The organism is Azospirillum sp. INR13, assembly GCF_015390205.1.
In the GTDB taxonomy this organism is placed as follows: domain Bacteria; phylum Pseudomonadota; class Alphaproteobacteria; order Azospirillales; family Azospirillaceae; genus Azospirillum.
This window is the reverse complement of sequence record NZ_VUOI01000046.1, coordinates 1-25,519: the sequence shown is the minus strand read 5'-3', so window position 1 is coordinate 25,519 and position 25,519 is coordinate 1. Positions and strand designations below refer to the sequence as shown.

The 25,519-nt window shown below is 67.4% G+C and carries 23 protein-coding genes; 15 read left to right on the top strand and 8 right to left on the bottom strand.

The genetic code is table 11. From position 1 onward, the window contains the following. Nucleotides 1-754: molybdopterin cofactor-binding domain-containing protein (locus tag F1643_RS20460; protein ID WP_370540732.1), on the top strand; the 754-nt coding region annotated here is incomplete at its 5' end. Next, on the top strand, nt 718-1,044 hold the full coding sequence (locus F1643_RS24135) for a molybdopterin cofactor-binding domain-containing protein (RefSeq protein ID WP_370540733.1): 327 nt from the start codon (nt 718-720) through the stop codon (nt 1,042-1,044). The genes F1643_RS20460 and F1643_RS24135, both read left to right, overlap by 37 nt. Before the next feature lie 10 nt (nt 1,045-1,054). On the opposite strand, the gene F1643_RS20455 is transcribed toward F1643_RS24135, so the two are convergent. The 3 genes from F1643_RS20455 to F1643_RS20445 form a co-directional block, all read right to left on the bottom strand. Further along, on the bottom strand, nt 1,055-1,477 hold the full coding sequence (locus F1643_RS20455; RefSeq protein ID WP_194915119.1) for a hypothetical protein: 423 nt from the start codon (nt 1,475-1,477) through the stop codon (nt 1,055-1,057). 221 nt (nt 1,478-1,698) lie between these two features. Further along, nucleotides 1,699-2,274, bottom strand: coding sequence for a mismatch-specific DNA-glycosylase (locus F1643_RS20450; protein ID WP_255543117.1), 576 nt, complete (start codon nt 2,272-2,274; stop codon nt 1,699-1,701). Nucleotides 2,275-2,341: 67 nt separating this feature from the next. Beyond that, nucleotides 2,342-4,030, bottom strand: coding sequence for a GMC oxidoreductase (locus F1643_RS20445; RefSeq protein WP_194915117.1), 1,689 nt, complete (start codon nt 4,028-4,030; stop codon nt 2,342-2,344). Between the two features lie 311 nt (nt 4,031-4,341). Here F1643_RS20445 and F1643_RS20440 point away from each other — a divergent pair, with 311 nt between their 5' ends. After that, nucleotides 4,342-5,352 carry a DUF4142 domain-containing protein gene (locus F1643_RS20440; protein ID WP_194915115.1) on the top strand — a complete coding sequence of 337 codons (1,011 nt, stop codon included), beginning with the start codon at nt 4,342-4,344 and terminating at the stop codon, nt 5,350-5,352. Nucleotides 5,353-5,442: 90 nt separating this feature from the next. Continuing rightward, entirely contained in the window at nt 5,443-5,661 is a 219-nt protein-coding gene (locus tag F1643_RS20435; protein ID WP_194915113.1) for a hypothetical protein, read from the top strand. 31 nt (nt 5,662-5,692) lie between these two features. Here F1643_RS20435 and F1643_RS20430 read toward each other — a convergent pair whose 3' ends face one another. Together F1643_RS20430 and trkA are read right to left on the bottom strand one after the other, a co-directional pair. Beyond that, nucleotides 5,693-7,114 (bottom strand): TrkH family potassium uptake protein, encoded by a 1,422-nt coding sequence (locus F1643_RS20430; RefSeq protein WP_370540731.1) that lies wholly within the window; start codon nt 7,112-7,114, stop codon nt 5,693-5,695. Nucleotides 7,115-7,222: 108 nt separating this feature from the next. Next, nucleotides 7,223-8,602 carry a Trk system potassium transporter TrkA gene (gene trkA, locus F1643_RS20425; protein WP_194915112.1) on the bottom strand — a complete coding sequence of 460 codons (1,380 nt, stop codon included), beginning with the start codon at nt 8,600-8,602 and terminating at the stop codon, nt 7,223-7,225. A 233-nt stretch (nt 8,603-8,835) separates the two neighbouring features. On the opposite strand from trkA, the gene F1643_RS20420 reads away from it, so the two are divergent. The 8 genes from F1643_RS20420 (at nt 8,836) to F1643_RS20385 (ending at nt 17,329) form a co-directional block, all read left to right on the top strand. Further along, entirely contained in the window at nt 8,836-9,441 is a 606-nt protein-coding gene (locus F1643_RS20420; RefSeq protein WP_194915111.1) for a glutathione S-transferase N-terminal domain-containing protein, read from the top strand. Nucleotides 9,442-9,747: 306 nt separating this feature from the next. Beyond that, on the top strand, nt 9,748-12,345 hold the full coding sequence (locus F1643_RS20415) for a methyl-accepting chemotaxis protein (protein WP_255543116.1): 2,598 nt from the start codon (nt 9,748-9,750) through the stop codon (nt 12,343-12,345). Nucleotides 12,346-12,531: 186 nt separating this feature from the next. Continuing rightward, nucleotides 12,532-13,599 (top strand): phosphate ABC transporter substrate-binding protein PstS, encoded by a 1,068-nt coding sequence (gene pstS / locus F1643_RS20410; RefSeq protein WP_194915125.1) that lies wholly within the window; start codon nt 12,532-12,534, stop codon nt 13,597-13,599. 112 nt (nt 13,600-13,711) lie between these two features. Continuing rightward, the gene (pstC, locus tag F1643_RS20405) at nt 13,712-14,695 is read left to right on the top strand and encodes a phosphate ABC transporter permease subunit PstC (protein WP_194915109.1); all 984 of its coding nucleotides are present in this window, start codon (nt 13,712-13,714) and stop codon (nt 14,693-14,695) included. A gap of 4 nt (nt 14,696-14,699) precedes the next feature. After that, nucleotides 14,700-15,581 (top strand): phosphate ABC transporter permease PstA, encoded by an 882-nt coding sequence (pstA, locus tag F1643_RS20400; RefSeq protein ID WP_194915107.1) that lies wholly within the window; start codon nt 14,700-14,702, stop codon nt 15,579-15,581. A 53-nt stretch (nt 15,582-15,634) separates the two neighbouring features. Then, a complete protein-coding gene (gene pstB / locus F1643_RS20395; protein WP_194915122.1) occupies nt 15,635-16,447 on the top strand; it encodes a phosphate ABC transporter ATP-binding protein PstB in 813 nt (270 codons plus the stop codon). Nucleotides 16,448-16,847: 400 nt separating this feature from the next. Further along, nucleotides 16,848-17,117 (top strand): DUF1275 family protein, encoded by a 270-nt coding sequence (locus tag F1643_RS24130; protein WP_255543115.1) that lies wholly within the window; start codon nt 16,848-16,850, stop codon nt 17,115-17,117. Further along, nucleotides 17,093-17,329: a hypothetical protein gene (locus tag F1643_RS20385; protein ID WP_194915106.1), complete on the top strand. Its 237-nt coding sequence runs from the start codon at nt 17,093-17,095 to the stop codon at nt 17,327-17,329. The genes F1643_RS24130 and F1643_RS20385 overlap by 25 nt, the downstream gene beginning before the upstream one ends. Nucleotides 17,330-17,336: 7 nt before the next feature. On the opposite strand, the gene F1643_RS20380 is transcribed toward F1643_RS20385, so the two are convergent. Then, entirely contained in the window at nt 17,337-18,677 is a 1,341-nt protein-coding gene (locus F1643_RS20380; protein ID WP_194915105.1) for a ferric reductase-like transmembrane domain-containing protein, read from the bottom strand. 330 nt (nt 18,678-19,007) lie between these two features. On the opposite strand from F1643_RS20380, the gene F1643_RS20375 reads away from it, so the two are divergent. The 3 genes from F1643_RS20375 to F1643_RS20365 all read left to right on the top strand — a co-directional run bounded on the left by F1643_RS20375 (nt 19,008) and on the right by F1643_RS20365 (nt 23,473). Next, entirely contained in the window at nt 19,008-20,255 is a 1,248-nt protein-coding gene (locus tag F1643_RS20375) for a TCR/Tet family MFS transporter (protein WP_194915104.1), read from the top strand. A gap of 205 nt (nt 20,256-20,460) precedes the next feature. Beyond that, nucleotides 20,461-22,569, top strand: a complete 2,109-nt coding sequence (locus F1643_RS20370; protein WP_255543114.1) for a YgiQ family radical SAM protein — start codon at nt 20,461-20,463, stop codon at nt 22,567-22,569. Between the two features lie 250 nt (nt 22,570-22,819). After that, nucleotides 22,820-23,473 carry a hypothetical protein gene (locus F1643_RS20365; protein WP_194915103.1) on the top strand — a complete coding sequence of 218 codons (654 nt, stop codon included), beginning with the start codon at nt 22,820-22,822 and terminating at the stop codon, nt 23,471-23,473. Between the two features lie 48 nt (nt 23,474-23,521). On the opposite strand, the gene F1643_RS20360 is transcribed toward F1643_RS20365, so the two are convergent. Beyond that, a complete protein-coding gene (locus F1643_RS20360) occupies nt 23,522-23,923 on the bottom strand; it encodes a response regulator (protein WP_194915102.1) in 402 nt (133 codons plus the stop codon). After that, on the bottom strand, nt 23,920-25,519 hold a 1,600-nt coding region (locus F1643_RS20355), incomplete at its 5' end, for a sensor histidine kinase (RefSeq protein WP_194915101.1). The genes F1643_RS20360 and F1643_RS20355, both read right to left, overlap by 4 nt.

The following is a 25,519-nucleotide window of genomic DNA, read 5'->3' as shown; positions in this document are numbered from 1 at the left end:
CCACATCCTGGGCTGCAAGCCGGAACAGGTGAAGATCGAGACCCAGTGGGCCGGCGGCAGCTTCGGCCGGCGCGCCACCACCAACGCCGACTACATCGCCGAGGCGGTGATGATCGCCAAGGCCTATCCCAAGGCGCCGGTGCATCTGGTCTGGACGCGCGAGGACGACATCAAGGGCGGCCGCTACCGCCCGCTGTTCCTGCACCGGATCAAGGCGGCGGTGGATGCCAAGGGCGCCCTGGTCGCCTGGAAGCAGCGCATCGTCGGCCAGAGCTTCATGGCCGGCACGCCGTTCGAGGCGGTGATGGTCAAGAACGGCGTCGACGCGACGATGGTCGAGGGCGCCTCGGACATGGCCTATGCCGTGCCGAATCTGGCGGTCGACGCCCACACCGTCGCCTCGCCGGTCACCACCCTGTGGTGGCGGTCGGTCGGGCACACCCACACCGCCTATTCCAAGGAGGTGATGATCGACCGGCTCGCCAAGGCGGCAGGCAAGGATCCGGTGGCCTTCCGGCTGGAGATGCTGAAGGACCATCCGCGTCTGGCCGGCGTGCTGAAGCTGGCGGCGGAAAAGGCCGGCTGGGGCCAGCCCATGCCGCAGGGCAAGGGCCGCGGCGTCGCCGTGCATGAGAGCTTCAACACCTATGTCGCCCATGTCGCCGACGTGACGGTCGACGCCAAGGGCAGGTCAAGGTCGACCGGGTCGTCGTCGCCATCGACTGCGGCCGGGTCATCAACCCCGACGTGGTGAAGGCGCAGATGGAGGGTGGCACCGGCTGGGGCATCGGCCATGCGCTGCGCGGCGAGATCACCATGACCGACGGCGTGGTGGATCAGGCCAACTTCGACAGCTACCTGCCGATGCGGATGTCGGACATGCCGGCGGTGGAGGTGCACATCGTGCCGTCCGGCGAACGGCCGACCGGCGCCGGCGAGCCCGGTGTCCCGACCGCCGCGCCCGCGGTGGCCAACGCCGTCTTCTCGGTGACCGGCCAGCCGCAGCAGACGCTGCCCTTCAGCCGCAGCGGCATCGTCAGCTGAGAGGGACCCGCTAAGGCGAAGCCGTCTTGGTCTCCGCCTTTAGTTGGGCGGGGACTGGCTGGGCCGAGGTGAGTTGCGGGGATGGGGCGATGCTGACCGTCTTGGTCGCGGCGGGAATCGCCGTCGGCCGGCGGCCGGGCCAACCCTGGTCCACCAGCAGCTTTACCGCGGGATCGACCCGAAACGGACCGGCGGGGACGGAGGTCTCCGCCGGTTCTTTTTTGTGTGACGGCTCGATGCGCAGAAGCCAGGCGAGTCGCTGGGACTGGATGGCCGGCAGGGACGGCCTGGGAAGGCGCGGTCCCCAGGGGTCCGCCGCTGCGGTCGCCGTGCTGGGCGCCGTCACAGTGGGTGTCGTCAGCGCCGTCAGGTAGCAGGCGGCGCCCAGCACCCCGGCCAGCAGCGGGGACGGCCCAGCGCCAGCACCGTCCAATGGCGGCGGCGCAGCCGCCGGGCGACCATATCGGTCTCCGGCGCGGACAATGGATCGTGTGGGGTGCTGTGGCGGTCGATGGCGGTCATGCGGCGCACAGCATGGCTCAGGGCCGATTCCGTATCCTTGCCTTTCCCGGAGATTTGCCGGGACAGGGGGATTGCCCCCGCAGCCGCCAACTCCCGGCCGGTACTCCCCGTTCGGACAGTTATCTCTACCGACTAGCCAGGAATTGCGACGGCGGCGGGCCGCCGCCGGTCGATCTCCGCCCGCACCTCGCGGAACCAGCGCAGCTTTTCCTCGAAGGGGCAGGCGGGCGAGGCCGCTCGGCGACGGCACCACACGTCGGCGACGCCGTCGAACAGGGGGCGCTCCTGCACGCCCCACGGCGCATCCGGCAGGCCGGTCGCCGCCAGATAGACCCCCTTGCCGGTATAGGCCAGCACCCGCGGCCGGACGAAGGCGACGATGCGTGCCAGCCGCGGCACCCCGCCGCGCAATTCCGCCCGCGACAGTTCGGCGGCGCTGGCGGTAGCGCGGGCGACGAGGTTGGTGGAGCCCAGACCGATGGCCGCAGGGGTGGCGTCCTCCTCCGGCCGGTAGAGGCGCGGGGTCAGCCCGGCCTCATGCAGCAGGCGCCAGAACTGGTTGCCGCGCCCGGCATAATGGTGGCCGAGGGGCGCCCGACCGCAGGCCGGGGTTGAAGCCCACGAACAGGCAGTCGAGCCCCGGCGCCACGATGTCGGGCAACGGTCCGGCAGTCGGCGGAAGCCCTTCCGGGGAAGGGGCCGGAACATCGTCGAACAGGTCCATCGGTCGGTTCCTCTCCGCAGGGAGAGGAAATATAGGACTTCGCCGCCCCGCTCAAAGCGAGGCGGCGACCGCGGGGGCAGGCGGACTGCTCCGTTCGTCCTGCAGCATGGCGAGGATGCGGTCGGTCATTCTCAGGGCCAGCGCCACGATGGTCATGGTCGGGTGGTCGGCGCCCATGGTGGGGAAGACGGAACTGCCGGCGATGTAGAGGTTTCCGACGCCATGCACGCGGCCTTCCGCATCGACCACGCCGTGACGCGGCGATTCGTGCATGCGCGTCGTGCCCATGTGGTGCCAGCACCAGCCGACATCCGCCATCGTCGCTTCTGCGGGCTCGTCCTGCGGCCCGTCCGTTTCGATCAGGCCGCGGCGCAGCAGATCCTCGCGCAGCAGGCGCTGGGTCTCGGCCGCGCCCCGTCGGTCCTGCTCGGTCAGCCGCCAGTCCACCCGCGGCAGGTTGCAGCCGAACGGGTCGGTGGCATGGTCCAGCGTCACCCGGCTGTCGGGGTTGGGGACGGGCTCCAGCACCGTTTCCAGGGTGAAGCGCCGGGACAGCCAGCCCGGATCGATGATGCTGTCGAACAGGGCGTGGGCGAGCTGCGGCATGCTGCGCAGGATGCGCGGGCCGGCATTGCGCAGCAGGCTCACCGCCTCGTCCTCCGACACGCCGAAGCGCCGGCAGCTGTGGCGCGAGGGCAGGAGCCGCAGGTCGCGCATCGCCTTGAAGGCGTCCAGCGCCCCCGAATGGTAGGAGGCGACCAGATATGTGCGGGAATTGGGCAGCGCGTGGCGTTCCTGCAGCTCCGCGGTCGGCGACAGCGCCAGTGCCACCGACGGGTGCGGACGGCGCAGCCGCCGCCGCGCCAGGCACAGGCTGACGTCGTAGAGCGTGCGGTGCCGCCCCTGCTGGGTCAGGCGGATCGGCGGTGTCTTGAAGCGCGGATGGTCTGCGAAGTAGCGGCCGACGAGATCGTTGCCGTTGCCCAGCCCCGCCGCCTGCACCTTGTTGGACAGCAGCAGGATGCGCGCATTCTCGATGCCGCCGCAGCCCAGCACGAACAGCCGGGCGCCGACGGTGAAGCTCGGGCCGTCCAGCGTGCGGACCTGCACCCGTTCCACCGCGGTGGCGGTCGGGTTGGTGTCCAGGCCGGTGACGTTGGCGTTGAGGAAGGCGGTGATGTTGGCGGCGCGCCCGATCTCGGCACGGTACGCCTCGCCCATGCGGATCGGCGGGCTGAGCTGGGCGAGCCGGTTTTCGAAGCCGTCCCCGTCCTCGTCTTCCACCGGCAACAGCGCCGCCTTCGGCCCGCCTATCTTCTCCATCCAGAAATCATTGTCGTAGTCGAACGGACCCAGGCCCAGCACGCTCTGCGAGCGCTCGTAATAGGGCATCATCGTCTCGCGCGGGATCGGCCATCCGCTGTCGGGGATCCAGGGCCGTTCGGCAAAATCGCCCGGCTCCAGCGGGCGGGAGAATCCGCCCCAGCAGTTGGTGCTGCCGCCCAGATAGCGGCTGCGCGCGGTGGTCAGCCGCTCATACGGCAAGCCGACGTTGCGGCCGGCATACAGCGCCTGGGAGATGCCCTCGACCTCCAGTCCGCCGCCTTCGAGCAGGACGACGCTGCAGGAACTGCCGGCCAGCTCGCGCGCGATGGTCAGGCCGGCGGCGCCCCCGCCGATCACGCACAGGTCGCAATCGATATGGGTGCCGTTCAGGACATGGCGGGCGTCACGAAGCAAACTGGCCTCCGTACCAGGGACATAAGCCGTCCTTTCTTGCCCCGGACACGTGGCCTAGGCCGAGCGCGCATTCGGCTATACCCCCGGCGCGCCGCACTACTCCGGTACTCAACGCAAGTGCGGCACCCCGGACGATCCGGAGAGCCTGTCCGCATCGCCCCGGCGGCTGGGAGCGATGGCGGGAATGATGGCGGGAACGACGGCCGCAGTCGGCGGTTGAAAAGGGGAAGAACGGTGCTTCGGCCCGGCCGGAAGGCCCCGGATGAACGCGCACCGGCAACCATGCAATCGCAATCGCAGGAACCGCCGCCATGAAACGCCATCATCTTCTCGCCACCGCCGCCCTGATCCTGTTCTCCGCGCCGGCGCTGTCGCTGGCCCAGACGCCGACGCCGCAGAAGACCGTGACCGAGAAGGGACAACTGTCGCAGCAGGACATGACCTTCGCCGAGAAGGCCGCGATGAGCGACATGTTCGAGATCCAGGCCGGCAAGCTGGCGCAGGACCATGCCAAGGACAATGGCGTCAAGCAGTTCGGCAACCACATGGTGGCCGACCACACCAAGACGTCGGAAGCCATGAAGGCGATGGCCCAGCAGAAGTCGATGACGCTGCCGACCAAGCTCGATTCCGAACACCAGCAGAAGCTTGACCAGCTGCGCGGCCAACAGGGCGAACAGTTCGATTCCGCCTATCTGCAGGGCCAGATCGACGCCCACCAGACCGCCGTCACCCTGTTCCGCACCCAGGCCGAGAAAGGCCAGGACGCCGACCTGAAACGCTTCGCCGAACAGACCCTGCCGACCCTGGAGCAGCATCTGCGCCAGGTCCGCGACCTGCGCCCGAACGTCGCCTCCGCCGGGGCCTCCGCCGGGGCCTCCGCCGGGGCCTCCACCGCCGCCGCCGCCGCCCAGCAAGGCACCAGCTTCGAGACCATGATGGGCAAGGCCGTCTATGGCGAGGACGGCGGCAAGCTGGGCGATGTCGCCGACATCATCCTCGACGCGCAGTCGGGCAAGGCCACCCAGGTGATCCTGGACCGCGGCGGCATTCTGGGCATCGGCGCCAAGCAGGTCGCCCTGGACTACACCCTGCTGAACGCCGATGGCGACCGCATCGTCGCCCGGCAGGTGACCGAGGATCAGGTCAAGCAGATGGCGGAGTTCAAGTACGACGACAACACCGTCTCGCTGGGCCAGCGCAACGGGGAACGCAGCAACGTCGACCACGGCACCATGAACAAGGGCGGCGACATGAAGAACGACGCCGCCCACGGCACCGCCAACAGCCTGGACAGCACCCAGCCGCGCAACCCGCAGTAAGGCTATCCGGCGGATTTGAACCGACACCAGCCGAGCGGCGCCGGGAAGCCACTTCCCGGCGGCCCCGGCCAACCGATGGAGTAAGCAAGGATGGCGAACGCCAGCAAGAAGCACATGAGCCCCAGCGGACAGGGCAAGGGCACCGGTACCGGTGCCACCACCGACCTGCCCGCCGGCTCCATCGGCGACAATGAAGTGCTGTCGAACCGCGACAAGTCCCGTCATTCCGATGCCCGCGGGCTGGACAGCAAGACCGTGCAGACCGAACAGCTGCAGGAACATGCGGCCAACCGCAATCCGGACGAATAAACGCGGAAAGGGGCCGGTTCCGGCCGGCCCCTCAGCCCCGCCAGAACTGGGGCATGAACAGCACCAGCACGGTGAACAGCTCCAGCCGGCCCAGCAGCATCGCCAGCGACAGCAGCCATTTCGCCGAATCCGGCAGGGACGAGAAGGTGCCGGCCGGGCCGATGACGTCGCCCAGACCCGGCCCCACATTCGCCAGCGCGGTCACCGCGGCGCTGGCGCTGGTGATGAAGTCCAGCCCCAGGGCCATCAGTGCGATGGTGATCAAGCTGTAGGCGGTGAAGAACAGAGCGAAGAAGACGATCACCGATCCCAGCACGTCGTCGTCCAGCCGCCGGTTGCCGTACTGGCGCGGAAAGACGCCGCGGGGATAGATCAGGTGAAGGAAGTGGGTGCGCAGCACCGTTACCATCACTTCGAACCGGAAGATCTTGATCCCGCCGGTGGTCGAGCCGGTGCAGCCGCCGATGAAGGTCAGCCCGAAAAACACTCCGACCGCCAGATTTCCCCATTGGCTGTAATCGGTATAGGCATAGCCGGTGGTGGTGACGACCGACACCACGTTGAAGGCCACCAGCCGCAGGGCGTCGTCGAAGTCGTGCCCGTGCTTCAGCGCCAGCCAGATGCTGAGCGGCAGGATCACCGCGGCCAGGAAGCCCAGATATGTGCGCACCTGGCTGTCCTTCCACAGCGCGTCGCGCTGGCCGGTCAGGGTACGGACATACAGCACGAAGGGCAGGCTGCCCAGCAGCATGAACAGCGTCACCAGCCAATGCAGGACCGGACTTTCGAAATGCCCGATGGAACTGTCGGAGGTGGAGAATCCGCCGGTCGACAGGCTGCTCAGCGCATGCACCACCGCCTCGAACGGCGTCATCCCGGCCAGCCAGTAGGAGACCCCGCAGATCACCGTCAGCCCGATATAGACTGCGGAGATCGCCTTGGCGATCTGCTGGGCGCGCGGCAGCACCTTCTGCGACCGGTCGGAGGATTCGGTGCGGAACAGTTGCATGCCGCCCACCCGCAGCGCCGGCAGAACCGCGATGGCGACGCCGATGATGCCGATGCCGCCCATCCATTGCAGCAGCGCCCGCCACAGCAGGATGCCCTCCGTCGTCCGGTCCAGTCCGACCAGCACCGTCGATCCGGTGGTGGTCAGTCCCGACATGGTTTCGAAGAAGGCGTTGGCGTAGTTCAGCGACAGATCCGGAAAATGGCCGAACTGGAAGGGCAGGGCGGCGAAGGCCGCGGTGCTGGTCCAGGTCAGCGGCGTCAGCAGGAAAGCCTGCCTCAGCGACAATCCGCCATGCAGGGGACATCGGGTGCCGAGCGCCAGCGCAAGGCCGCAGGCGCCGGTGAAGGCGGCCGAATAGAGGAAGACCCCGGCGTCCGGATTGCCATAGGCGAAATCGACCGCGGCCGGAATCAGCATCGTCGCGGCAAGCGCCAGCAGCACGATGGAGACGATGAACAGGATCGGCCTGAAATTCGCATGATGTCTCTGGTCGGGGGAGTGGGCGGCGGCGGGAAGGGGATGACGTGTCGGGCAGGGCCGTAAGGCCGATCAGAAGAATTCCAGCCCGACCGCGAACAGCTTTTCGACCTTGCGCACCAGATCGGCGGTGGCCATCACGATGACGCGGTCATGCGGCTCGATCGCCGTCTGGCTGGTCGGGATGATGACCTCCCCGCCGCGGACCAGCGCGCCGATCATCATGCCGGCCGGCAGGCCGATGGACCCGATGGGGCCGCTGACCGCGCGCGAGGTCTCCAGCGCCTCGGCCTCCACCACCTCGCCGAAATTGTCGCCGATGGTCTGCACCGCCGCGACCCGCCCGCGCCGGACATGGCGCAGGATCGAGGACACGGTGACCGCCGCCGGGTTGACCACCACGTCCATCCCCAGCCCGGCGACGATCGGCGCGTAGGACGTCTTGTTCAGCAGCGTGATCGCCCGCCCGCAGCCGGCGCGCTTGGCCAGCAGCGAGGTGAAGACGTTGGTCTCGTCGTCGTTGGTGACGGCGACGATGGTCTCGGCCCGGCCGACCTGCGCCTCCTCCAGGATCTCGTGGTCCAGCGCGTCGCCGTTCAGCACGACCGTGCTGGAGCGCAGCGAGCGGGAGATCAGCTCCGCCCGCGCCGCGTTGCCCTCGATCATCTTGATGGAGATGCCGCGCATGTGGCGCTCGACGATCTGCGCCAGGTTGAAGCCGACATTGCCGCCGCCGGCGATGACCAGACGGCGGGCCGGCGCCTCGCTGTGGCCGAACAGGGCGACGACGCGGACGATGTCGGCGGTGCGGCACACCAGATGCACGTCGTCGCCCAGCCGCAGCTGGTCGTTCCCCTTGGGCACGAAGCCGGCGCCGTCGCGGAAGACCGCCAGCACGGCCGCGCGCACGTCCGGGAACATTTCGGTCAGGCGGCGCAGCGGCGTGTTGAGCAGGGGCGAGCTGTTGGTGCAGTGGACGCCGATCAGGTGCACCTTTCCGTCGGCGAGCGGCACCATCTCGAACGCGCCGGGGGAGCGCAGGCGGCGCGCGATGCTGTGGGCGATCTCCACCTCCGGCGAGATGACCACGCTGATCGCCAGATGCTGAGCGGAGAACATCGCCGCCCATTCCGGCTGCAGATAGGCCTGCTTGCGGATGCGGGCGATGCGCAGCGGGATGTTGAACACCGAATGGGCGACCTCGCAGGCCACCATGTTGACCTCGTCGGAATGGGTGACGGCGATCAGCATGTCGGCATCCCGCGCCCCCGCCTGGGCCAGCACATCCGGGTGCGAGGCATAACCGACCATCCCGCGCACGTCATGGCTCTCGTCCATCCGCTGCGCCAGCTCGGTCGAGGTGTCGATCACCGTGATGTCGTTGTCTTCCAGCGCGAGGTGCCGCGCGATGCTGGCCCCGACCTGCCCCGCCCCACAGATGATCACCTTCATGCGCCCGCCCCCGGCCTGTCCACGCTGCACCCCGGCCCAACCGGCCGATGTCAGCAAATGACGGCAAAGGCGAAGCGTTGCAAGCCAAAGCGGATCCGGCAGGACCGAGGCGGCCGGGAGCGGGGCGCAAAACCTTCCCACGGCTCTGTCCATCGAGTGCTCCCCCGGCGGGCGGTTCGGTGGCAGGATGCGGGGCGGAGCCTCCGTAAACCGACACCACCGAAGGAACGTCCATGTTGAAGCTGCGCTGGAGCCCCACCTCGCCCTATGTGCGCAAGGTGATGATGGTCGTCATCGAACGCGGGCTGGAGGATCGGGTGGTGCGGGTGGCGACCGATCCGTGGTCGGCCGAGACCGACCTGCCCAAGGAAAATCCATTGGGCAAGGTTCCCGCCCTGACGCTGGAGGATGGCACCACCCTGTTCGACAGCCCGGTCATCGTCGAGTATCTCGATTCGCTCGGCGACCGGGCGCCGCTGTTCCCGCCGGCAGGGCCGGCACGCTGGACCGCGCTTCGGTTCCAGGCGATCGCCGACGGCATCTGCGACGCCGCCATCCTCCGCCGTCTGGAGTCCATGCGCCCCGATGGCGAAAAATCGGAAGGCTGGATGGAACGCCAGCGCAAGGCGGTCGCCCGCGCGCTCGACCTGCTGGAGGCCGACGCGGCGGCGCTGGCCGGCGAGGCCACCATCGGCACGCTCGCCGTGCTGGCGGCGCTCGGCTATCTCGATTTCCGTTTCAGCCACGAGGACTGGCGCCAAGGCCGCCCGGCGCTTGCGTCCTGGTTCGACAAGGCGGCGGACCGCGACAGCCTGCGACGCACCGCACCGCCGGTGTGACGCCCGCAATAAGACGAATGTCATGCCCTGAAGACGCGTAATAAAGCGGCGCCTGACCCCAGCGGGCGCCGCTTTTGCTTCGCAGCGCTGTTTACGTTCGATTCACCATGGCTGGCCAATGGTCGGCCATCGACCATCGTTGGGGCCGGTGATTTCGCGAGCGCAGCGATATTTCGATTGTGCGTCGCGAAAACTTCATCGAAGCGTCACCCAAACAGACAATGAGAGGGGCTACCCATGGCGTCGGCCGGCCTGCGGAGAACCGCGGGTCCGGTGCGGACAACCTCCAGACCACGGGTGGCCCACATGGCAGATCGCGCCGACCAGCGCCGGCGATCCGGCATCAAGTCGAAAATGCTGATCGCCTTCGGCACCGTGGCGGCACTGCCCTGCCTCGCGGCGGTCGTCGGCTGGATGTCCTACGGCGCGGTCCGGGGCCATGTCGCCGACATCACTGGAACGCAGGTGCCGGTGCTGAGCGCCGCGCACGGCCTCGCCACCACCACGGCGCGGGTGCTGGCGCTGGGACCGCTGATCGACGCCGCATCGTCGGAGGAGGATTTGACCCGAGTGCGCAGTGCCATGGCGGCGCAGCGCGCGGAACTGGACGGTCAGCTTGCCCGGCTGGCCGATGGGCATGGCGATATCGGCCGCATGGGCGAGCTGGCGGCCACCGCCCGTTCGCTTTTGGGCACCATCGACGCGCTGGGCGCGGCGACCGGCCGCCGGCTGAGCCTGCAGGAACAGCGCAGCGCCCGGCTGGCGGAGTTGAGCGACGCCCATGCCCGGCTGCTGGCGGCGCTGAAGCCGGACATGCAGGCGTCGCGTGAACAGCTTGCCCAGGCGATCGCCGCGATGGTGGAGGCGACCTCGCAATCCTCCGAGGCGATCGGCGGCGAGTTGGGGCAGACGGTCATCCCGCTGTTCCAGCTGCGCGGCGCGGAGGCGGCGCTGGCCAAGGCGCTGCTGATCGGCGCCTTCGAGACCGACCGGTCCAAGGTGATGTCGCTGTCCACCGACTTCGATTCGGCGCTGTCCGACCTGCAGGGCGCCCTGCGCCCGCTGGCGAAGAGCGAGGCGGCCGCTCCCGTCGTCGCGACGATCAACGAGCTGTCGGCCTACGGCGACGGCGACAAGAGCGTCTACACCCGCCGCGTCCGCCAGCTGACCCCCGGCATCGGGGAGGCGGAAGCGCACAAGCTGGCTGAGTCCCAGGCCGCCGCGGTCGATGAGATCGTCCGGCTGGACCGCGACGCCAACAGCCGCATGCTGCCGCTGATGCTGAACTCCCGCGGGCGCATCGCCGAGGCAGGGAACGCCATCGCGGAGCGGATGCAGGATCTCTCCACCAACGTGGTCCCGGAGGCCCAGCAGCGCTACACCGTGCTGAGCGGCCTGATGGCCGACGCCAACCTGCTGGCCGGCAAGCTGGCCGAGGCCGGCAACGCGGAAACGCCGGCCCGTCTGGCGGCAGCGCGCCGTACGCTGGACCCGTTGGCCGCGACGATCCGCAAGTCGTTGCAGGAGTCGCAAGGCGATCTGGGGGCAGAGGTCCGCCGGCTGGCCGATCGGCTGCTGGTGCTGGGCTTCGGCGACGACGGCATCCTGGCGCTGCGCGGTGGCGAACTGGCGGCCTATGCCGAGAATGCCGCGCTGATCGACAACAACCGCAGCACCGGCGCCGCGCTGACCGGGATGGTCGACGGGCTGGTCCAGTCGGCCGAGCAGGCGACGGCCGCCGGCGCGTCCGCCGCCCATGCCGCGCTGGAGCGCACCAACCAGGTGCAGATCCTGCTGGCGACGGCCGGCGTGCTGCTGGCCGGGCTGATCGTCTCCCTCTATGTCGGGCGCCGCGTCGTCGGCCGGATGGAGGCGCTTGCCGACGCCATGCGCCGGGTGGCCGGCGGCGACCTGACGGTGGAGCAGAGGGCCGACGGCAACGACGAGATCACCGACATGGCCCGCGCTCTGTTCGTCTTCATCGCCAACGCCCGCGCCATGGAAGAGGCGCACGAGAAGGTGGAGATCGAACGCCGCAACGCCGCCTCGGCCCGCCGGACCAGCATGCTGGAGATCGCCGACCAGTTCGAAAGCAACGTGCTGAGCAGCGTCGAGACGCTGGCCGACGCCGCCCGCCTGATGGCGGCGCGCGCCCGCTCGCTGACCGACATCGCCGCCAACGCCAACGACCGCGCCGAGGCCGCGATGCAGCTGTCCGGCGAGATGGCGGCCGGAATCCAACAGGTGGCGACCGCCGCCTCGGAGATCTCGCAGTCGATTGCCGAGATCAGCAAGCGCACCGGCGAATCGGCCCGCATCATCGGCGACACCGCCGCCGGGGCGGAGCAGGTCAAGGCCACCGTCGCCGACCTGTCGAGCACGGCGGGGGAGATCGGCACCGTGGTCGGGCTGATCGACGAGATCGCCGGCCAGACCAACCTGCTGGCGCTGAACGCCACCATCGAGGCGGCGAGGGCAGGGGAGATGGGCCGCGGTTTCGCGGTGGTCGCCGGGGAGGTGAAGGCACTTGCCGGCCAGACCGCCCAGGCCACCGCCGAGATCGCCCGCCAGATCGCCGCGACCCAGGCGGCCAGCCGCCAGACGGCGGAGGTGGTGGCGACCATGACCGGCAGCGTCCAGCGCATCGAATCCAATGCCTCGGCCATCGCCGCGGCGGTGGAGGAGCAGGCGACCATCACGTCGAGCATCGTCGACAGCTCCCACCGGGTCGCGGTGGGCACGCAGGCCGCGTCGGACCATGTCGCCGGCCTGTCGGAGGCCGCGGCCAAGGTGCGTGCCCAGGCCGGCGACGTGCTGCAGGTGGCGGAAAGCCTGTCGCACGAGGCGACCAGCCTCGGCTCCGCCGTGCATCTGTTCCTCCAGGAAATCCGGGCGGCGCGATGACCATCGCAAAGCCGGCTAGAACGGGTCGGTTTCATAAAACTGACACGTAAACAAAACAAACCCGTCACCAGCGGTGGCTATGGTCACCGCGACGAAGAAGGCGGGTTACGACCTCCGGCGAAGGCCGGGATTTTCCCAGACCCAACGACACCGTCCAAACCTATCGGGAGTTTTGCCGTGAAAACCATGACCTCGGCGTTCGTTCGCTGCGCCGCCTTCGGTGCCCTGGCCGTTCTGTCCGTGTCGGTCGCCCCGCTGTCGGCCGCCTCGGCCGCCGACATCTCCGGCGCCGGCGCCACCTTCCCGTACCCGATCTATGCCAAGTGGGCCGACGCCTACAAGAAGGAGACGGGCACGGGCCTGAACTACCAGTCGATCGGTTCGGGCGGCGGCATCAAGCAGATCAAGGCCAAGACGGTCACCTTCGGCGCCTCGGACATGCCGCTGAAGCCGGAAGAGCTGGAGCAGGCCGGCCTGATCCAGTTCCCGATGATCATGGGCGGCGTCGTTCCCGTCGTGAACCTGAAGGGTCTGAAGTCGGGCGAGGTCAAGCTGTCGGGCACGGTTCTCGCCAACATCTACATGGGCGAGATCACCAAGTGGAACGATCCGCAGATCAAGGCGCTGAACCCGGACGTCAATCTGCCGAACACCGCCATCGCCCCGGTCTACCGCTCCGACGGGTCGGGCACCAATTTCCTGTTCACCGACTACCTGTCGAAGACCAGTCCGAAGTTCAAGACCCAGATCGGCGCCAACTCCTCCGTGCAGTGGCCGGCCGGCATCGGCGCCAAGGGCAACGAAGGCGTGGCCAACATGGTCACGCAGACGGTCGGCTCGATCGGCTACGTCGAATACGCCTACGCCAAGCAGAACAACATCACGTATGTCGGCCTGCAGAACAAGGACGGCAAGACCGTCGTTCCGAAGATCGAGGCCTTCCAGGCCGCCGCGGCGAACGCCGACTGGGCCAACTCCAAGGGCTATTACGTCATTCTGACGGACGAGCCGGGTGCGGAGAGCTGGCCGATCACCGGTGCCAGCTTCATCCTGATGTACAAGAACCCGCAGGATGTCGCGATTTCGGCCGAAGCGCTGAAGTTCTTCGACTGGGCCTACAAGAACGGCGCCAAGATGGCCACCGATCTGGACTATGTCCCGATGCCGGAGGCCGTCGTCTCCTTGGTCGAGAAGACCTGGACGCAGTCGATCCAGGCCGACGGCAAGCCGATCTGGACTGCGTCGGCCAAGTAACCACGGCCAACCCGACCCCGGGATGCGCCGGCAGATGGCGCGCCCCGGGGGCATGATCCGCCGGTGGGGACGGAAATTTCGCCGACCCCACCGCACGCCTCACGGAGCGGCCATGACCGAGATCGCGCTGACCTTGACCGACGCACACGCTTCCACCGCCCGACGGGCCCGCCGCCAGCGCCTGCAGGATGCGGCTTTCCGCAACGCCACGCTCTTTTTCGCGCTGCTCGTCCTGTTCATCCTGGGCGGCGTCACGGTTTCTCTCATCGACGGCGCGCTTCCGGCGCTGCGCGCGTTCGGCTTCGGGTTCGTCACGACCGAAGTCTGGAACCCGGTGTCGGAGGAATTCGGCGCGCTCGCCCCCATTTACGGCACGCTGATCACCTCGGTCATCGCCATGGCTGTCGGCATTCCGGTCAGCTTCGGCATCGCGCTGTTCATCACCGAGATGTGCCCGGCCTGGCTCAAGCGACCGCTCGGCGTCGCGATCGAGCTGCTGGCCGGCATCCCCAGCATCATCTACGGCATCTGGGGCCTGTTCGTCTTCGCCCCCTTCATGCAGTCGACCATCCAGCCCTTCCTGATCAACACGGTGGGACAGGTTCCCGGAATCGGCAACCTGTTCATGGGTCCGCCCTACGGCATCGGCATCCTGACCGCGGGCCTGATCCTGGGCATCATGGTGCTGCCCTTCATCACCTCCATCACCCGCGACGTCTTCGAGACGGTGCCGCCGATGGTGCGCGAATCCGCCTACGGGCTGGGCGCCACCACCTGGGAAGTGGTGTGGAACGTGGTGCTGCCCTACACCCGCACCGGCGTGATGGGCGGCGTCATGCTGGGGCTGGGCCGCGCGCTGGGCGAGACGATGGCGGTCACCTTCGTCATCGGCAACGCGCACCGCATCAGCTCCTCCATCATGGCGCCGGGCACGACGATCTCGGCCTCCATCGCCAACGAATTCACCGAGGCGGTCGGCGACGTCTACACCGCCTCGCTGGTGGCGCTGGGCCTGATCCTGTTCCTGATCACCTTCGCCGTGCTGTCGATCGCCAAGCTGATGCTGCTGCGCCTGCAGCGCCAGGCCGGAGTCTGAGGCCATGAGCATGTCAACTTCCGCGACGCTGGCCGCTCCGGCCGGCGGCCTGTACAACCGCCGCCGCATCGTCAACAAGGTGGCGCTGACCCTGGCGCTGAGTGCCGCCGGCTTCGGCCTGTTCTGGCTGGTCGCCATCCTGTGGACGCTGCTCTACAACGGGCTGTCGGCGATCAACATCGCCCTGTTCACCGAGAACACGCCGCCGCCGGGCGGCGAGGGCGGCCTGCTGAACGCCATCTTCGGCAGCGTCATCATGACCACGGTCGCCACCCTGGTCGGCACGCCGATCGGCATCATGGCCGGCACCTACCTCGCCGAATTCGGCCGCGACCGCAAGCTGGCCGAGGTGGTCCGCTTCATCAACGACGTGCTGCTCAGCGCGCCGTCGATCATGGTCGGCCTGTTCGTGTACGAGGTGATGGTCATCCGCATGGGCCATTTCTCGGCCTGGGCGGGTGCCATGGCCCTGGCGGTCATCGTCATCCCCGTCGTGGTCCGCACGACCGAGGACATGCTGAAGCTGGTGCCCAACAGCCTGCGCGAGGCCGCGGCCGCCCTTGGCGCGCCGCAGTGGAAGGTGATCACCATGGTCGCCTACCGCGCCGCCCGCAACGGCATGATCACCGGCGTCCTGCTGGCGATCGCCCGCATCAGCGGCGAGACGGCCCCTCTGCTCTTCACCGCCCTGAACAACCAGTTCTGGAGCGCGGACATGAACGCGCCGATGGCCAACCTGCCGGTGGTCATCTTCCAGTACGCGATGTCTCCCTATGAGGACTGGCGCCAGCTGGCCTGGGGCGGCGCGCTGCTGATCACGGTCGCCATCCTGCTCCTCAACATCGGCGCCCGGCTGCTGGCCGGTCTCGGCTCGACGAGAAAGTAACCATGACGATGACCCACATGGACGCCAACAGCCCCGCCCACGGAAGCCACGCGATGCCCCCCGGCATGATCCCCGGCGCCGGTGCCGACCGACCCATCGCCGGTGCCGGCCTGCCCGAGAAGATCACCATCCGCAACCTGGACTTCTTCTATGACGGCTACCGGGCGCTGAAAGACGTTTCGCTGCCGCTGTACGATCGTCAGGTCACCGCCTTCATCGGCCCGTCTGGCTGCGGCAAGTCGACCCTGCTGCGCATCCTGAACCGGATGTACGATCTCTATCCCAAGCAGGTTGCGACCGGCGAGGTCATGCTGGACGGCGTCAACATCCTGTCGCCCAAGCAGGATCTGAACCTGCTGCGTGCCCGCGTCGGCATGGTGTTCCAGAAGCCGACGCCCTTCCCGATGTCGATCTACGACAACATCGCCTTCGGCGTGAAGCTGTACGAGAAGCTGTCCCGTGCCGAGATGGACGAGCGGGTGGAGTTCTCGCTGCGCCGCGCCGCCCTGTGGGAGGAGGTGAAGGACAAGCTGCGCCAGAACGGCATGAGCCTGTCCGGCGGTCAGCAGCAGCGCCTGTGCATCGCCCGCGCCATCGCGGTCAAGCCGTCGGTCCTGCTGCTGGACGAGCCGACCTCGGCGCTCGATCCCATCTCCACCGCCAAGTGCGAGGAACTGGTGGACGAGCTGCGCTCCGACTACTGCATCGCCATCGTCACCCACAACATGCAGCAGGCGGCCCGCATCTCCAACTTCACCGCCTTCATGTATCTGGGCGAACTGATCGAGTTCGGGAACACGGAAGAGATCTTCACCAACCCGACCAAGGAAAAGACGTCCGAATACATCACCGGCCGGTTCGGCTGAGGCATTTGCCCCGCCGGTCCTTCCCACCATGGGGAGGATCGGCGGGAAATGTCGTTGGGCTACATGCTGGAAGCTGTTCAAGGCGGCGGTTCACTCAACCGCCGCCTTTCTTGCGAGTCTCAAATGGGGTAGGATCGGGCCGCCGACTGTGACGGCGGGAACGGCTGCGGCGTGAAGGATTTTCTTGAGTCGGATGCCTCGGGCATCATCGTCGCGGCGCGTCTGCCGGCCGATTATTCATAAGGGATGCTGAATGCAATGACCAGAGTGAGATGCCTCTATTTATTTCCATAACAGCCATTATGTGTCATAAATCCACCCGCAAGATCAAACCGTCAGTGCGCTGCCGATTAATCGCGTTGCCGTGTCGGAAAGATGTGCAGAATTTTCCAAGCCGGCCTTGAACCGACAAGACCGCCGTTGCGGCGATGACCGATGCTGTCGCTTCACCCACCGGAAACAATGGAAAAGCGACAGCCATGTCCGCACCGGCCGCACCCGGCAACTCCCCCTGCCTTGGCTTCTGCTGCTTCTGTCGGTGACGACGGGGCTGGTCGATGCCATCAGCGTTCTCGGCCTGGGCAAGGTCTTCACCGCCAACATGACCGGCAATGTCGTCTTCCCCGGCTTCGCCGGCGCCTCGGCATGGCGGCGGTCGGTTACGGCCTGACCGATCGGGCGATCATCGCCTGCGGCGGCAGCGATTCGGCGGTGGCGCGAGCCGTCGGCTCCGACCTGAAGGGCAAGATCAGCATGGCGTTCTACGCCATGGCCATCCCCACGGCCTTCGTCTTGCAGTCGCTGTCCATCCTGCTCTACGTGTCGGTGATCCTGCTGTGGCTGGTGCCGGACCGGCGGATCGAGCGCGCCCTGGAGGAATGACGGTCGATCACCGCATTTCGAAAAGCTCCTGGTGGAAGCGCTGCTCCACCTGCAGTCCCTGGGCCGCGAAATCCTGCCGCAGAGCCTGCCCGAAGCCTGTCGGGCCGCAGAACCAGATGGCGGCGTTGCGCCAGTCCGGCACTGCCGCGCGAATGCGCTCGCCGGTCAGGCGACCGTCGCGGCCATCGATCAGAATGTGGAGGCTTACCCCTGCGGCCGTTGCGTCGGTCGTGAGCTTGGCGATCGCGTCCTCGTCATAGTCGCGCGTGGTGTGGAAGAAGTGGATGGTTTGCGGCGGTCGCCCGTGCTGCATCGCCAGGTACTTCATGCGCGCGATGAAGGGCGTCACGCCGATGCCGCCACCCACCCAGATCTGGCGAGGACAGTCGTCATCGAAGGTGAAGCAGCCGTATGGTCCCTCGACCGTCACCGCTTGGCCGATCCGCAGCCTTTCCCGCAGGCGCCTCGTGTGGTCGCCCAATGCCTTGATCACGAAGGTGATGCGGTGCTCGGCCTCGTTCCAGGCCGAGGCGATGGTGTAGGGATGCGCGCCCTCCGCCGCGTCCGACGTGGCGAAGGCGAACTGGCCCGCCTTGTGCCCCGGCCATCCCTGCGGCACGTCGATCTCAGCCTCGATCACGCGCAGAGCCGGATAGTGGTGGAGCACGCCGATGGTCCCCGAAACCCGCCGGTCGGCGCCGATGCGGCCCAGCAGAGCCACGACGGCGGCCCATGTGCCGCCGGCAAGCAGCACCCCCAGGAGCCAGCCGATGGGCGCAGTCCAGTAAGCGAAGTCGGTGAGCACGACGGTGTGGAACACCAGCACCAGATAGGTGATCGCCAGCAGCCGGTGCATCTTGAAGAACAGCCGGTAGGGCACCCTCTTGATGAGTGCAAGCGAGATCAGCACCAGGGCGGCGTAGAACGCCCATTCGCCGATCGCCTCCGCGGTGCCGCGAAGGTCCATGAGCGACTGAGCGACAGGGTTCTCCAACGGGGCACGCGGGCCACGCCGCGGCCGGTCCAGCCAGCCCCAGCCAACCGCCCATTTCGTTCCCTGCGCCCAAAGCCAGTGGGCGATTGCGAAGACGAGAGCGCCGATGCCCAGCCATTTGTGCAGGCGGTACATCTTGTCGAGGCCGCCGAACCACGTCTCGGGCCAGCGGGGGCGCAGCGCCAGGATCATGGCGACGCTCATGCAGCCGATGGCAATCACGCCGCTGTACTGGACCATGCTGGAGCGGAATGGAAAATAGCCGGTCCATTGGAGTACCGAGGCATCGGCGGAGAGCCACAGCACGGTCAACAGCGCCAGCAGGCCCCAAAAGGAAAGTTTGACCCTCCCCATGGCGAGCGTCCTCCTTCTGTGCCACCGGGTAAGCGGCACCGCGCAAATATGATTTTGCCAATGGTGGCGCCTGGCAAGCCGATTCCATGAAACGCAGCCATTCGTAGCTTGAACAGGTTCGCATCACATAAAATCCGATGGCAAAGCAGGTCATCTGCGTACCGACCGGAAATACATCCGCAGTCGGATATATTTCGCTTCACAACCGGCCGCTTGCCGCCTATGATCACGCTTCCCTGCCCGATTCCGTTCCGGCTGCCGATTTGGCCGGCGCCGCGTCTTCCGTCCGGTTCGGGCGATTTCATCCGTCGTGTTTTGCAAGGTTGCTCCATGTCTCCCGTTCTTCGGCCGCGCAAGGCCGCGATCGCTTTCATTCTGGTCACCGCAGCGCTCGACATCGTCGCGATGGGCATCGTCATTCCGGTGCTGCCGGCGCTGATCGAGGAGTTCGCCGGACCCAATGCGCAGGCCGGCACCATCAACGGCGCGCTGGTGGCGCTGTGGGCGCTGATGCAGTTCTTCTGCTCTCCGGTGATCGGTTCGCTTTCGGACCGTTTCGGGAGGCGGCCGGTGATCCTGCTGTCGGCGCTGGGGCTGGCGGTGGATTACGTGCTGATCGCGGTGGCGCCGAACATGTGGTGGCTGGTGGTCGGCCGGGCGATCGCCGGCATCACCTCTTCCAGCTTCACCACGGTGTTCGCCTATATGGCCGACGTGACGCCGCCGGAGCATCGGGCGCGGGCCTATGGCCTGATCGGCGCCGCGTTCAGCGCCGGATTCATTGCCGGCCCCCTCCTGGGCGGGGTGTTGGGAGAGCTGTCGCCGCGCGCGCCCTTCTGGGCGGCCGGGGCGCTCAGCGGGCTGGCCTTCCTCTACGGTCTGGCCGTTCTGCCGGAATCGCTGGCGGTGGAAAACCGGATGGCCTTTTCCTGGCGCCGGGCCAATCCGTTCGGTGCGCTGCGCCTGCTGCGGTCCCACTCCGAGCTGTCGGGGCTGGCCCTGGTCAATTTCATGCTGCATTTCTCCCACAATGTCTTCCCGGCGGTCTTCGTGCTCTATGCCGCGCATCGGTACGGCTGGAGCGCCTGGGACGTCGGGCTTCTTCTGGCGGTGGTCGGGGCGCTGGACATGGTCATGCAGGGGTTGGTCGTGTCGCGCATGGTGAAGTGGCTGGGCGACCGCGGCACGATGGTGGTCGGCCTGTTCGGCGGGGCCGGCGGGCTGACCTGCATGGGTCTGGCGCCGGACGGCGGCTGGTTCGCGCTGGCCATCCTGCCGAACGCGCTGTGGGGGCTGGCGATGCCGACCATCCAGTCGCTGATGACGCAGCGGGTCTCCCCCTCCGAACAGGGCCAGTTGCAGGGCGCCAACATGAGCGTGGCGAGTGTTGCCGGCATCGTGGCGCCGGTCTTCTTCGGAGCGGTCTATTCCGCCTCCGTCGCGGCCGAGCCGCTGTTTCCCCATTCGGGCGCGGCCTTCATCAGCGCGGCGCTGGTTCTGCTGGTGGGAGCGGTGATCGGCTGGGTGGTGGCGCGGCGCAACGGCCGGGCGGAAGAGGCGGACGGCGCTGCGGCCTGACCGGCGCGCCCCTTCCCTGCCCTCTTCCCCACCCGCTTGCCCACTGGCAACCCTTGCACCGGCTGTGGGGCGTCCCACATAGCTGCCGGTAATCCCGCACAATGTCCCATTGCTCCGCTGCGTTATCAGCGGTGGGAATTTGCGGGCCGACAGGGTAAGACTGTCGGCTTCCATCCGCATCGACAGCTGAGACCCGGAGAACGCGATGCTCGCGGCCCCCAACCTGTTCGCCCACCGCCCGGACCGGAGCGTGCGCCCCAAGGCCGCATCCTTCCTGCCGATGTCGCGTGCGGAAATGGACCGGCTGGGCTGGGACCAGTGCGACGTCATCGTCGTCACCGGCGACGCCTATGTCGACCATCCCAGCTTCGGCATGGCGATCATCGGCCGTCTGCTGGAATCGCAGGGCCTGCGCGTCGGCATCATCGCCCAGCCGGACTGGAGCAGTGCGGAGCCGTTCAAGATCCTGGGCAAGCCGCGGCTGTTCTGGGGCGTGACCGGCGGCAACATGGATTCGATGGTCAACCACTACACGGCCGACCGCCGCCTGCGCCACAACGACAGCTACACCCCGAACGACGAGGGCGGCAAGCGGCCGGACCGCGCCGTCATCGTCTATTCCCAGCGTTGCCGCGAAGCCTTCAAGGACGTTCCCATCGTGTTGGGCGGCATCGAGGCGTCGTTGCGCCGCATCGCCCAGTACGACCATTGGAGCGAGAAGATCCGCCGCTCCGTCCTGGTCGATTCCAAGGCGGACATGCTGGTCTACGGCAACGCCGAACGCGCCATCATCGAGATCGCCCAGCGTGCGCTGAAGGGGGAGTCGCCCAAGGCGATGACCGACATCCGCGGCACCGCCATCATGCGGTCTTCCCTGCCGGAAGGCTGGACGGTGGTCGACAGCAGCTCCATCGACGATCCGTCGGCCCCGGTGTCGCCGCGCGCCGCCGGGGCCGACCGCATGGCGGTGCGCCTGCCCAGCTTCGAGCAGGTGACCGCCGACAAGGCGCTCTACGCCCATGCCAGCCGCGTGCTGCACCAGGAGAGCAACCCCGGCAACGCCCGCGCGCTGGTCCAGCGCCACGGCGACCGCGACGTCTGGCTGAACCCGCCGCCGATCCCGTTGGAAACCAACGAGATGGACGGCGTCTACGACCTGCCCTACGCACGGGCGCCGCACCCGTCCTATGGCGATGCGCGCATTCCGGCCTGGGAGATGATCCGATTTTCCGTCAACATCATGCGGGGGTGCTTCGGCGGCTGTTCCTTCTGCTCGATCACCGAGCATGAGGGGCGCATCATCCAGAGCCGGTCCGAAGGGTCGATCCTGCGCGAGATCGAGCATATCCGCGACAAGACCAAGGGCTTTACCGGGGTCATTTCCGACATGGGCGGGCCGACCGCCAACATGTACCGCCTCGCCTGCAAGGACAAGGAGACAGAGTCGGTCTGCCGGCGCCCGTCCTGCGTCTTCCCGGACATCTGCAAAAACCTGAACACCGATCACTCGTCGCTGGTGCAGCTCTACCGCAAGGCCCGCGCGGTGCCGGGGGTGAAGAAGATCCACATCGCGTCCGGCCTGCGCTATGACCTCGCCGTCCGCAACCCGGAGTATGTCAAGGAGCTGGTGACCCACCATGTCGGCGGCTACCTGAAGATCGCGCCTGAACACACCGAGCCGGGTCCGCTGGCGAAGATGATGAAGCCCGGCATGGGCGCCTATGACGAGTTCAAGCGGATGTTCGACAAGGCGGCGAAGGAGGCGGGCAAGAAGCTCTACCTGATCCCCTACTTCATCGCCGCCCATCCCGGTACCACGGACGAGGACATGATGAACCTCGCGCTGTGGCTGAAGCGGAACGGCTTCAAGGCGGATCAGGTGCAGACCTTCCTGCCCTCGCCGATGTCGCTGGCGACCGCCATGTACCACAGCGAGCGCAATCCGCTGCGCCCGGTCCGCCGCGTCGGGTCGGAGGTGGTGTCGTCGGCCAAGGGGCTGAAGCAGCGCCGCCTGCACAAGGCCTTCCTGCGCTACCACGATCCGGAGAACTGGCCGATCCTGCGCGAGGCGTTGAAGCGCATGGGCCGCGAGGATCTGATCGGACCGGGCGAGGAGCAGCTGATCCCGGCATGGCAGCCGGTCGGGGCCACCGCCAAGCCGCGGGAGAAGGGGGGCAAGACCTTCCTGACCCAGCAGGCCGGCCAGGGTCGCCGCGTGGTGCCGCCTGCTGGGGCTCAGCCGCGGCAGACCACTTTCAAAGGTGTGCCCGCCAAGGGAACCGCCTTCAAAGGAGTGCCGTCCAAACGGCGCTGACCAGCGGTTCCGTCCCATCATTTTCGTGAAATCGACGAGACAGGCCCGCCAAGGCCTGATCGTCCCGGCCGGCGCGTCGGTTCGCGCGCCGCGCCTGTTTCCCAGTCATCGCGACCAAAAATATCCGAACGGGCGAAACGTTGTCCTTTCCACAAACAAAGTGCCTCTGTACTACTTTTGAGAACGGCGCATCGACGCTCCACACGCTTCCGTGTGCTTCCCGTTCTGCAACAGTCAGCACGAGGACAATATGCCGATCGTTCAAGCCAATGTGATTGCGCAACCGCTCGCCAACGATCCGGGAGCGTTCCTGAGGCAAAACGTCGTTACCTTTTACATGCCGGACGGCATCAGTGCGGGTGACTGGAGTCGGCAATATGATGGAGCGACAGTCGGTGTCGGCGCCCACCGGCCGCATCATTTCAGTGTCGAACATGTCGACGCAGTGACTGTCAGGTATCGAGGAAATCTTTACGGTTGGTACACTGACGGCCGCATGTATCAGGTTGAGCCGGACGGTGGCGGCGACGGCACGGCCTACTTCCTGCCGTGGAAGGTGGACAGTGGATACTCGTTGACGATCGGGGCCAATGCCAGTCTGTTCTTCAATGCCATGATGAACGGCTGCTCCTTCGGCTGGAGCGCCGGAAATGGCATCGTCCGGGTCGCCCACCACAACATTCAGGACGCGAACGGGGCAACCGACAACGGAGCGATGCTTCAGTCGCTGTCGGGCTATGCCGGGCGCTACCTGCGCAACGACTATCGCTTGGTGGAAGGCGGAGCCGGCCAATCCACCGTCATCGGTGTACGTGTCAACGGCCAGTGGCAGATTTGGGCGCAGATCATCACAAGCACTGTCGGCGGAACCTTCGACATCCAGTCCGTGCGCCGCCTGCTGTAGGGGGCTCGCATCGAGTCCCTGCGGCGCCCGCCTGCAGTTGAATGATCGTCACACGAACAACTCCATCGTCTGCGGGACGTTGCGAGGCGTCTCCCCCGCCAGGATCGCGCGGGCGACGTCGACGGCGGCGAGGAGGCCGCTTTCGGTGAAGGGCTTGGGCAGGCAGCCGATGCCGGTGAGGGGGCCGTCCTTCTTCAACTCGTCGCGGAACGACGTGATGAACAGGCAGGGCACGCCGAGCGCGTTCAAGCCGCGTGCGGCGTCTATGCCGTTGGTGCCCATGCCCAGATGCACGTCGACCAGCGCCAGGTCCGGCTTGTCGGTTTCGGCCATCTCCACCGCCTCCATCGCAGTGACGGCGGGGCCGATGACGCTGTGGCCGACGGATTCAAGGTAGAGCTGCTGTTCCAGCGCGATCAGCACCTCGTCCTCCACCAGCAGGATCTTCATCCGTCGATCTCCTCGGCGGAGGACGCTTCCAGCAGCGGCACCGCGTCGGGCACCGGAAGCTCGATCCGGAACGTGGTCCCCTGCGGGGTGGTGTCGATGTCCACGCTGGCCCGGATCTGGCCGGCGAGGCTGGAAATCAGGCGCATGCCCAGGCTGCGGCTCTTGCGGATGTCGAAGTTGGACGGCAGCCCCGGACCGCGGTCCGATACGGTCAGGGACAGGTCGGCGTCCTCGCGCCGGAAAGTGACCGTCACCCGTGCCGGTCCGCCTCCGCGATGTTTCACCGCGTTGGTGATCAGCTCGTTCGCGATCAGGCCCAGCGGTGCGGCGTGGTCGATCGGCAGATCGATGACCTCGGACCGCACGACGATGTCGCACATGCTCTCACCGCCCGAGGCGCGGGCCAGATCCTCGCACAGCTCGTTCAGGTAGGTGCCGAACTCGATGGTCTGGAACTGGTCGGCCTGATAGAGCCGGTTGTGGACGCGGGCGATCGCCTCGATGCGGCTGCGGGCGTCCTGGAAATGTACCCGCACGCCTTCGTCCGGCAGGCTGAGGGTCTGCAGGGTCAGGAGGCTGGACACCAGCTGCAGGCTGTTCTTGACGCGGTGGTTGACCTCGCGCAGCAGGGTCGATTTCTGGCCGACCAGCTTGCGCAGTGCCGCCTCCATCGACTTGATCTCCGTCACGTCGATGTGCATCAGCACCGTGCCGCCGAAGGGGCCGGCCGGCATGGGGGCGGCGAGGCAGCGGAACCAGTGCTGGTTTCCGGTGACATATTCCGCCGACACCGGCGGCCCGCCGTCGCTCAGCAGCCTGCGCAGGCCGTCCATCACGTCGTCCGCCCGCGGGTCGGCGGTCTGGCCCCTGCCGCAATGGTGGAGGTAATCGTCGCCGACGATGCAGCCCTGGCCGAGGAAGGTCGTCTCCGGTCCAGCTTCCGCCCAGGCGCGGTTGACCGAGACGATGTGGCCGGACCGATCGAGCACGGCGATGAAGGCGGGCAGCGCATCCAGCGTCGCCTTGGTCTGCTCGGCCAGTTGCCGCATGGCGAGCGCGCTGGCCCGCAGCTCCTCACGGGTGCGGCGGCGTTCGGTGATGTCGCGCAGGATGCCGGTGATGAAGCTGCGCCCTTCCGATTCCCAGCGCGCCATCGACAGTTCCAGGTCGATGTGGCTGCCGTCGCGGCGCCGTCCGGACAGTTCCACGGGCTGGGTGACGGCGTCCAGGCTGCCGGAACTTCCCGGTCCGCTGTGCTCGGCCATGGCGAGCCAGTCCGGCGCGTCGTCGCCAAGCAGCACCGTCACGCTCTGCCCGATCAGCTCCTCCGAGCGGTAGTCGAACTGGCGGGTGGCGGCGCCGTTCATCCACTGCACCATGCCGCGGGTGTCGGTGGTGAGAATGGCGTCGGGAGCGGTATCGACGATGGCGCGGTATCGGGCGTCGCGCTGCTCGCGCAGGACGCGCTCGCGGTTGACCGACGCGGTGACGTCGGTCACCTGGATCAGGCAGCGCGCCTCTCCTCCGGCCACCCCTCCGGTCGTCCCTCCGGTGGTCTGGGCGCGGACCGGCAGCGGACGGATCACCACATTGTGG